We start from the raw sequence: 9,759 nt of genomic DNA, 5'->3' as shown, positions 1-9,759 counted from the left end.
TCATGGGGAGCCCCACCTAAAAGTTGGCTCAGTTCCAATTTTCAACATGTGGGGTTTGTGATTGTGATGATTGGTGCGGTTACAGTGATACAGCTCATATCTGTCACGCCGTCCGGTCATCAATTTCGCCCGCCCATTTTGACTTCAGAGAGCCAATGGATTTGGAATTAGGTACGGTTGCTGGGCGGTTTGGCATTACGTGCAAAAGTCGATGAAGACTTTAACCACGCACGCGTTTTGTGGGCCAAACGAAGTGATACTCGTTGAATTTAAGAGGTCTGGCCTTATTTTCAAACTCTACCGCATTAAGATCTGGATCGATTCGATTGTTTTTATATGTGCCCATTGTCATATTTTTTTGATAACTAAACAAGCTGTGCAAAGCTTCTCTTCTCTGACATCCTCGGAAATATGTAAGTATAATTTAATATTGAAAAATCGCTTCATATCACTGCTATTCGACATTGAAGTCAGTTTTTTTGCAGGACGAATGCCTCTGAGAGTGCTCTCGCTGATCAAGTACTCCTGGGAAAGCAAGCCAGTCTGCTGCATAAGCCCTGGGTTCAGAGACTGACAAAGTCATGGATGTGCGGCGGAAGCTATTCATACATAACCGTAGAAGCTGATCCTGGCCAAGAACTAGAGGTCATCAATGGCTACAGTTTGGCAGGCGATGAGCCAAGCCGGAAAAGCGTGCTTGCTTCTGTGATAGGGGGGGCGGCTGATGAATTTCCGAGCAATCTGAAAGATGCAATCGACATCCTCACCAAGACGTATCCTCCCGAAAAAACCGTGGTCAGATTGGTTGACCGTGTAGATCCTGAAGCTGGTAGCAGTGACCTTAAGGTGCAGGAAACGGGACAAAACCGGAAGGTGATGGATGAGTGGAAATCCATTCTGAACAATATGTCGCCCCCGCAACGCGCCATGTTGGTTGCCTGGAACCGGGTAGAGCGCGACACGGTTCTGGATCGCATCACGAAGCTGCCCTACCTGCCGAATGTCGCTGCGACTTATCTGAATGCCAATATTTCCTGTATAAAAAGACAGGAAATGCGTTGGCGTGAAGGCGTCCAAATGGGAATCTGGGAGAGAATAATCTTCTGGATTTGGATGCTGGTGATGCAACTCGGTGTTATCGTCCCCGATACTGTTTCCGTTTTCCTCGGAGCAGTCATTGCTGTGTTCCGTTCGGGACCGATCAGATTGCAAAATCAGCTCATGGCAATCGCGATATTGGATTTTCCCTGGGCGGATGAAAGGCTTGCGCGCTTCATCATCCTGCAGCGCTTCCTTGGTATTCTTCCAACGATTTTGTTCGGTATCTCCGCCCTGGCAGATTCAGGTTTCCGACGGACAGCTTTCAAAGGTGTGAGCAATATATCCTGGAAAGCAGTTATCTGCATCCTCTGGCAAGTCCTGATGCACAACTGGAAAAATCTGTACGATTTATATTATTCCAAGCGTTTAAGGGCGTTGAGGCTGTCGAGCCTCGAAAAGTCAGAGATTGTTGAATGTCAAGTTAGTCTGTCACGTTCCAACGCTCTCATCTATGCCGAGTTTGAGATTTACCAACTCGGAAACCGATTCGGAGCGCAGACGAGTTATTATAAGCAGGATCATGAGGATGTGGCAAAAGGTCTGCATTGGATTGCTCATACAGAGACAAAAGAAGCCGTCCAAAGGAATTTCGCCGGCAAGTTTTCAATTTTAATTGCGGTCATTGCCATTGGCAGTATGATTTGCACATCAGCCTTTCCAGTCGATCCCTACGCCGGCCTTGTTGCGATTGCTTATTTTGGTCCCTTGACCATCAGAACTGCGGTTGATGTTTGGGGTCCATCCCAAAGCCTTGAAGATCTTTTGCGCCTGTTCACCATCACTGCTGGGCCAACATTTCCGAGCACCCTCTTGATGGTCGTCAATTTGATTTATTGGATTATCACCAGAGAGGCGTTGTTCGTTGGCTTTTTGAACATAAAATTCGCCATCACATTCGCAGTTCTGGTTTATCTCAGCCTCTACCCTAAACTTTGGGGGGAGGGATTTTTGTACGTAGGGCTTGCTTGTCAAAAATACGGATCCCGGGTTACGGGAAAATCCTCTGGAAAAAATAATGTAATTCCATGAGGATGAAATATGTATTTCAGTTTTGTATTAAATAAAGATTAATTCTCGTATTCCTCCTTAAAGGTGCTATCTGAAATCCGAAAACATCTTTTGGTTTGATCCGAAAACCGGATTCCACTTTTTCCCGACGAACACTAAGTTGGCTCTCGAGCATTAAAACGTGCGGACCCACGTTTCATAGATATCGTGCGCGTCGTAAATTCTTATCCAACTCCAAATCGACACATGTCGTCGATGTCGCGGACTGTTTGTTTTTTCTTCAACATCGCGGTGTTGAGAATTGTTTGGTTGACAGGATATATACCGATGTCAGATCCGTGCATCCGTGCATCCGTGCATCCGTGCATCCGTGCATCCGTGCATCCGTGCATTAGAGGTGGCTCGGGAAATCTGCACAGCAGGGATAAGAAGTGGATTTTCTGCCTAACTTTGGATTCGATGCTAGGAACAGGAGATACCATGACAAGACGACCGCGCCGGAACCAAAGCCCGCCTTTCAAGGCAGAAGTCGCGCTCGGCGCCATTCGGAGCGAGCAAACACTGGTGGAATTATCCAGCAGTTTGACGTCCACGCCAACCAGATAAGTGGAAGGGCCAACTCCTTGAGGAGGCGATAGATGCTTTGGCGAAGAAACGGAGGCTGGACCAGCAGGTCCAACCGTCGACGTGAAAACGCCGCGCGCCAAAATAAGCGAACTGAAACTGGAAAAAGTCTTTTTAGCCTGAGCGCTCGACAAGGCGGGATTGGTGGGCGGAAAGAAATGATCGACCTCGAGCATAAGTTGTCGGTCGCGCCAGGCGAAGCTTCTCGGCTTCAGCCCTAGCACAGTCTATTATGTACTTTCTGCAGTGCCTGACGGTTATCTTGCCCTGATGCGCCGGATTGACGAGTTGCATCTCGACTACCTCTTTGCCGGAAGTCGGATGTGTCGCAAGGGCTCTTAAGAGGAAAAGAGCTCGAAGCTGGGCGGCTGGATGTAGGCACGCTGATGAAGAAGATGGGCATCAAGGCAAACGACCGTTGCCCGAACACCTCCTAACCTGCGCCAGGTCGCAAGATTTATCCCTGCCTCCTGCGAAAGTTGGCGGTCACCCGGCCCAACCAGGTTCGGGCAATGGACATAACGTATGGTGCGCCTCGCCCCAGTTGGGGAGGCATATGACTGGAATGCAAAGAGAAAGGAGGATGCGAAGAATTGCCTGCCCTCTGCTGTAAGGGGGCATGAGCCCAAGCGGCGGTGACCTGCCGTCAACTGGCAGGGTGACGTAGCCCGCAGGTAAAGGGGATTGAGGCGAAGCCGTTACGCCGAGATGGTTCCCGAGGCTGAAGTATTGGAAGGCTGAGGAACACGAACCGGTTAACCCGCATCTGAGGGCTGAAAGGTCGCCTTCGCCTACACGGCTTAACAGGCGAAATGCTGATGAAGCTGCCGGACACGTAAGTCGGCGGCATCCGAATGCGGTCGTATATGTAGGTCGCCCGTATGGGGTCATGAGGAGAATGCAGCCAGACCATGACATCGGCATCGACTTGCGGAACGCAAGGGAAAAGACTGCGACCGGCAGCCTCACCAATACGCAGACGTCCAGCATATGAACGAGGGAAGGCATGATGGAATGACAACGATGTTCTGCGTCGCAAGGGAGTTGACCCTGATGTCCATCGTGTTGGCGGAGTTCTCGTAGTAGTCCGCGGCAGGGAAAGCCTGCCACATGGCGAAGGGGAACAGTTCAAACTGCTTGAAGTGCAAACTATCTGACCAAGAGAGGTGAAGACCTTTGATAATCAGCGAAATGCAGCACAAGCTCGCAACATGGGCCGAGAGCGATCCAAACCGAAGGTTTGATCGGCTTCTTCGGCTGATTGCCAATCGGGAATGGCTTGCCGAGGCCGCCCGGATGGTTCTTGCGTCAAGTGGCGCACGAACGCCGGGTATCGACGGAATGGATAAGCAACGACTGCAGGCCAAACTGGATCAGCATCTGGACGACCTGCGGACAAGCCTGCTGGAGGAGAGCTATCGCCCCCAGCCGGTCAAGCGCATCTATATCCCGAAATCGAACGGCAAGCTACGACCACTGGGTATTCCGACCCTGACGGATCGCATCGTTCAACGCGCCATGCTGATGGCCATGGAGCCGATCTGGGAAAGCGATTTCCATCGTTTATCCTATGGCTTCCGGCCGGAACGCAGCGTGCATCATGCCGTCCGCACCGTGAGGATACAGCTACAGGATGGAGCCGATACGACGAGGGGCCGCTGGATCATCGAAGGTGATCTGGCCAGCTACTTCGACACGGTCCACCACCGGCTGCTTCTCAGATGTGTGCGGCGACGGGTGCAGGACGGACGGTTCGTCGATCTTCTCTGGCGGTTCCTGAAGGCAGGGCACATTGATCGTGGCCTGTTTACGGCCTCCAGCGAGGGTGTTCCGCAAGGTGGCGTTCTGTCACCGCTCCTGTCCAACATCATGCTCCACGAGTTTGATATGTGGCTGGAGGCGAAATACCTGAGCGACAAGGCCCGCAAGGACCGATGGGCATGGAACTTCGGCATCAAGCAGGGTCGCCCCATTACGGTTCGTGAGAACCGGCAATGGAAACCGGCCGTTGCCTACTGCCGATACGCTGACGACTTTGTCGTGATCGTAAAAGGAACCAAGGCTCAGGCAGAGGAAATCCGCGAGGAATGCCGGGCGTTTCTGGAAGGTGAGTTGAAGTTGGCGCTGAACATGGAAAAGACCCATGTCACCCACGTCGACGACGGCTTCGTCTTTCTGGGGCACCGGATCATCCGCAAGCGAGGGGCGAATGGACGGATGTCCATCATCACGACGATACCCAAGGAAAAGGCCAAGGGGTTTGTTCGCAAGCTCACCGAAACCCTTTCCGGCAATCATAGTGTCAGCACGGTCGACATGATCGCCGGCCTAAATCGCCAATTGGTGGGATGGGCGGCGTTCTACAAGTTCACCGACTTTACGGCGTACGTCTTCCGGCGCATCGACCATGTCGTGTTCTGGAAAATGGCGCATTGGCTGGGACACAAGTACCGATCCCGCATCAAACCCTTGATGCGGAAATGGGTCAGGGTCCCGGAACCGGGCAAGGCGAAAACCTGGCTCGTGTTTGGTCGGAATGAACGCGGGAACCCCGTTGGAAAAGCGCTGAAACGGCTTGTCTCAAGCCCCAAGGCGCAATTCCGGTGGCGTAATCCGGAGGAAAATCCATACATCTTCCGGATTGAGGACCGCAGTACCGTCACATCGCACTACCATGATGTTGCTATGGCCATGGGCCAAGCTTGAATAGAGAGCCGTATGCGCTGAAAGGTGCACGTACGGTTCGGGGAGGAGAAGCGCTTCCGCGCTTCTTACTCCACTGTGCAGGGCGCGGGGCTTTGCCTATCTCTGCGACGTTGTCGACCGGTTTAGCAGGGGTCGGGATCGGGCGGCCAAAAGTGCTGTCCACACATCGTCATCGGGCGGCTTCGATTGGATGCACGCACGCAGGACTACGTGGCGCGACGCATCGCAGCAGGAAAATCGAAGCCTGAGGCTATTCGCTGCCCGCTACATCGCCCTCGAAGCCTTCGCAATCATCATGCGGCGGCACCAGGAAATCATCCACAGTCGAATTGCAGGCTTGACTCTTGGAAGGGCATCCAGAGTTCGCGGTTCACCTCCATCGAATTCACCGCTGTGTTGAAGAAGGCGGAGATCGCCATCTCGATGGATGGCAATGGTGCGTGGCGGAACAACGTGTTCGTCGAGAGGACCTGGCGTTCGATAAAATACGACGAAGTCGTGTGCTGTGAACGCCTTGTCTTAGCTTGAGACAAGAGCGGAGCTTTACCGAAGATGGGGGACGGCCCCCCGAAGTCGGCCTGCAGGGGCAGGCTTCAAACCGCCACAAGCTGCGGAGGTAAAGAGCCTTCGTGGTGAGCGTTGTTGGAAAAGGCGGAAGCTATTCCGTCAGGTGGGTCTTGAGGAGACGAACGAGAGTGAACCGCTGATGACGTGTCGTAACGTATCAAATCGACGTCGAAATCGGGATCGGGACTTCTATCCCGCGAGCAAGGGTTGGGAGATGCCTGCTGATGGCCCAACTGGCGTCCGGCATGAAGGCGGCGTGACCTCAAGACAGGCTTCGGTAAGGAACACAGGAACCTGTCGTCCCGATGCGAAGGGAGAAACCCAAGCGGTTAGTCACCGTGAGGGTCTGAGTACCGATGCGGGGCACAGGGGCGGAGATGTCCGTAGTAGGGTAGATGGTTCTGTAATGGGACCGGACCAAAGGGACATCGTCATTCGACTCTATTCAGCGGGCAACCCGATAGGGGAAGACCTCCATGGATAGGGTGAAGCCGTATCGTATCGCTAAACGCGAGGTGTGGGAAGCGTACAAGCAAGTGAAGGCCAACCAAGGGGCGGCTGGAGTGGATGGGCAATCCATCGAAGACTTCGATAAGGATCTGGGTAAGAACCTATATCGGGTCTGGAATAGGATGTCCTCAGGTAGCTACTTTCCGTCACCCGTGCGGCGCGTTGACATACCGAAAGGCGACACTGGAGGAACCCGGCCGCTCGGAATTCCGACGGTCTCTAACAGGATCGCTCAGATGGTAGTCAAGCGTCACTTGGAACCGATTCTGGAACCGGTGTTCCACCGGGACTCCTATGGATATCGGCCTGGGAAGTCAGCACACGATGCCCTGGTAAAAGCTCGGCAGCGTTGTTGGGCTTATGACTGGGTGCTCGACCTCGACATCAAGAGCTTCTTCGACGAAATCGATTGGGATCTCCTGATGCGAGCGGTGCGGCGGCACACGGACTGCCCATGGGTACTGCTCTACCTCGAACGCTGGTTGCAGGCGCCTGTGAGCATGCCAAATGGGGACTTGGTGGACCGAGAAAGAGGGACCCCGCAAGGGGCAGTGGTTAGCCCAGTGCTGGCAAATCTCTTTCTTCACTACGCGTTCGACCGCTGGATGCAGAGGGAATTCCCGAGCATCCCGTTCGAACGCTATGCAGACGACGCGATCTGCCATTGCGTGAGCAAGGAGCAGGCGCTTGAGTTGCGTCAAGCGCTGGAACGGCGGTTTGCGGAATGCCAGCTACAGCTGCACCCGCAAAAGACCAAGGTTGTCTACTGCAAGGATGCAAATCGCCCGGGAGACTACCCGGAGCGATCATTCGACTTTCTCGGCTACACATTCCGGTCGCGAATAGCGATCGGCCGCAACCACAGGCGCTTCGTCAGCTTCATTCCCGCTGTCAGCGATAACGCTGGCAAGCGAATGCGGCTCAAGGTGCGCAGGTGGCGACTGCATCTTCGGAGCGATCTTGATCTGGAGGAAATAGCCAAGTGGGTTCGCCCCGCTCTTTCTGGGTGGGTGCGCTACTACGGCCGGTTCTATCCCTCCAGGCTTCGTGAGGCACTGCGCACGATCGACGCGTTCATCGTGCGGTGGGTGTCTCGCAAATACAAACGGTTCCGGGGACATACCCTGGCGGCCTGGGAATGGTTACGCTCGCTCCGGCGACGCAACCCTAAACTGTTCGCCCATTGGACCATGGGACCTGCGGCTGGATGATGGGAGCCGGATGAATCGAGAGGTTCACGTCCGGTTCTGGGAGAGCGTGGGGCTGCGATGCCCTACGCCACTCACCTACCTCCACGCCTACAAGACCGTGGCCGGCGCCCCCTTTCATCTCTTGGCCGGCAAACGCCGGATCAGGCCTACCTCATCGCGCTGGCACGAATTGCGTAGCGGCATAATGGGGGCGGAAAATCAATTTTAGAGTATCCGTGTTGGTCAAGCTAGCGATTGCCTCCATTTTCTTCGCTGCTTTAGGAGAGCATTGGCCAAGACGATAAGTTTTCGCATGATGGCGGTTATGGCCACTTTGGGTGCTTTTCCGGAAGCTTTCAGCTGATCGTATTTTGCTTTGAGATCGGGATTGAAGCGCATGGCGACGAGGGTTGGCATGTATAAGGCGTGTCGGACATTTGCGCGTCCACAACGAATGAAAGCACGGCCTGTCCATGTGCCGGATTGCCGAGCGACGGGCGCCAGCCCGGCCAGTGAGGCCGCCTGACCTTGATCGAGCGTGCCGAGTTCCGGCATGTCGATCAGAAGCGCATAAGCGGTGATGACAGACACGCTTGGGATGGAGACAAGAATGTCAAACCGCTCGGTACGGTCCTGATCTGCCCTGATCAGCAGCATGATCTCCTTTTCGATTGCGATCATCTGGCGTTCGATCTGCCTGAGCTGTTCGGCATTTTGGCGTTTGAGAAGCGCCAGGGTCAGGTTCTTTGCTCTGTTCTTGGTCGCGGTGCGGCTTTTGACCGGCGCCTCTCGGGCAATATGCAAATCCTTGAGGTCGTTGAGAGTAACGCCTCGAACTGGTCGCGCTTCCAGTTCAAGAAGTGCTCCCATACGCGCCAGCATGGCGGCATCTGCCCAGTCGGTCTTGGCAAGTGTCGATACCGGAGCAATACTCCCCAATAGTGCCGCTTGAATCTTCCCCCGGTGCTTCGGCCGCTGGTCTTCCTGGGCGCGCGCCGGGAGACCAGCGGCGCGTCATCGTCAATACTCCTTCCGATGGTCGGAAGGGGGATATTGGTGATCAAGCTGAGGGAGACGATCATGATCCTGGATCTGCATCAGCAGGGCCTGACAGTGTCAGCTATTTCCAGAGAAACCGGCATCGATCGCAAGACGGTGCGCAAATATATAGAGCGGGGCCTCGAGGTCCCGGCTTATGGACCGAGAAAGCCTCGCGCGACGGTTATCTATCCGTTCGCTTCATACCTGCGGGAGCGTGTGAAGAGCTATCCCGGCCTCACTGGTAGTCGGTTGCTCCGAGAACTCCGGGATCGAGGTTATGCCGGCGGTTACACCACCGTCACGGACTTTCTTCGTGACGTGCGACCTGCGGCAAGTCCAGGTTTCAAAGTTCGCTTCGAGACGCCGCCTGGCGAGCAAGCCCAAGTCGATTTCGCCCAGTTCCTTGTCGTTTTCACCGACGAGCCGATGACGCCAAGAATCGTCTGGTTGTTCTCCATGGTGTTGGGTCACAGCCGCCTCATCTGGGCACGCTTCGTTATGCATCAGAACCTGCCGACCGTCTTACGTTGCCACATCGCCGCTTTCGAGGCGATTGGTGGTGCGCCGCGGGAGGTGCTCTACGACCGGATGAAGACTGCCGTTACCGGCGAACGTCAGACGGAGGGCATCATCTACAACCGTGCACTCATCGATCTCGCCCGCCCTTATGGATTCCATCCTAAGGCGTGCAGGGCCTACCGAGCCAAGACAAAAGGCAAGGTTGAGCGGCCGTTTCGGTATATCCGCGAAGACTTCTTCCTCGCTCGTTCGTACCGCAATCTCGATGACATGAACGCCCAGCTCCGGCACTGGCTCGACACCGTTGCCAATCCAAGGAAACACGCGACGACCCAGCGTGTCGTCAACAAAGCCTTCGCCGAGGAGAGGCCGTATCTGCGGCCGCTACCCCTGGCGCCGTTTAAATCCGTTCTGAAGCTGGAGCGCCGCGTATCGCGCTAAAGCCTGTCGCCGTTTTTACGATTCAATCTTCTCAAATCAGCTTATCGGTGAT

Annotated in this window: 4 protein-coding genes and 4 pseudogenes; 7 read left to right on the top strand and 1 reads right to left on the bottom strand. The window is 54.6% G+C overall.

Translation table 11 applies throughout. The features are described 5' to 3' along the window. Positions 1–585: 585 nt before the first annotated feature. From EQW76_RS28105 to ltrA (EQW76_RS28080), 6 genes and pseudogenes are all read left to right on the top strand, one after another. The gene (locus EQW76_RS28105) at positions 586–2,130 is read left to right on the top strand and encodes a hypothetical protein (protein ID WP_142832612.1); all 1,545 of its coding nucleotides are present in this window, start codon (positions 586–588) and stop codon (positions 2,128–2,130) included. A 438-nt stretch (positions 2,131–2,568) separates the two neighbouring features. After that, a pseudogene (locus EQW76_RS28100) lies at positions 2,569–3,260 on the top strand (IS3 family transposase); the annotation flags it as partial. Positions 3,261–3,909: 649 nt separating this feature from the next. Continuing rightward, entirely contained in the window at positions 3,910–5,439 is a 1,530-nt protein-coding gene (gene ltrA, locus EQW76_RS28090) for a group II intron reverse transcriptase/maturase (protein ID WP_244617042.1), read from the top strand. Positions 5,440–5,557: 118 nt separating this feature from the next. After that, positions 5,558–5,773 (top strand): annotated as a pseudogene (locus EQW76_RS30075) (IS110 family transposase); the annotation flags it as partial. 23 nt (positions 5,774–5,796) lie between these two features. Next, a pseudogene (locus tag EQW76_RS28085) lies at positions 5,797–5,937 on the top strand (IS3 family transposase); the annotation flags it as partial. Between the two features lie 545 nt (positions 5,938–6,482). Next, positions 6,483–7,727 (top strand): group II intron reverse transcriptase/maturase, encoded by a 1,245-nt coding sequence (ltrA, locus tag EQW76_RS28080; protein ID WP_143123496.1) that lies wholly within the window; start codon positions 6,483–6,485, stop codon positions 7,725–7,727. A gap of 222 nt (positions 7,728–7,949) precedes the next feature. On the opposite strand, the gene EQW76_RS28075 is transcribed toward ltrA (EQW76_RS28080), so the two are convergent. After that, entirely contained in the window at positions 7,950–8,588 is a 639-nt protein-coding gene (locus tag EQW76_RS28075) for a transposase (RefSeq protein ID WP_161991044.1), read from the bottom strand. A gap of 174 nt (positions 8,589–8,762) precedes the next feature. On the opposite strand from EQW76_RS28075, the pseudogene istA reads away from it, so the two are divergent. Next, a pseudogene (gene istA / locus EQW76_RS28070) lies at positions 8,763–9,701 on the top strand (IS21 family transposase); the annotation flags it as partial. Positions 9,702–9,759: the final 58 nt, after the last annotated feature.

It is taken from the genome of Rhizobium sp. rho-13.1, assembly GCF_007000305.1.
Lineage (GTDB): Bacteria > Pseudomonadota > Alphaproteobacteria > Rhizobiales > Rhizobiaceae > Rhizobium > Rhizobium rhododendri.
This window is presented reverse-complemented; position numbering and strand designations above follow the sequence as displayed.

Excerpts from the sequence above, each read along its gene's own strand:
- EQW76_RS28105 (WP_142832612.1), top strand. The coding sequence starts at position 586 with ATGTGCGGCGGAAGCTATTCATACATAACCGTAGAAGCTGATCCTGGC.
- ltrA (WP_143123496.1), top strand. The coding sequence starts at position 6,483 with ATGGATAGGGTGAAGCCGTATCGTATCGCTAAACGCGAGGTGTGGGAA.
- EQW76_RS28075 (WP_161991044.1), bottom strand. The coding sequence starts at position 8,588 with ATGCTGGCGCGTATGGGAGCACTTCTTGAACTGGAAGCGCGACCAGTT.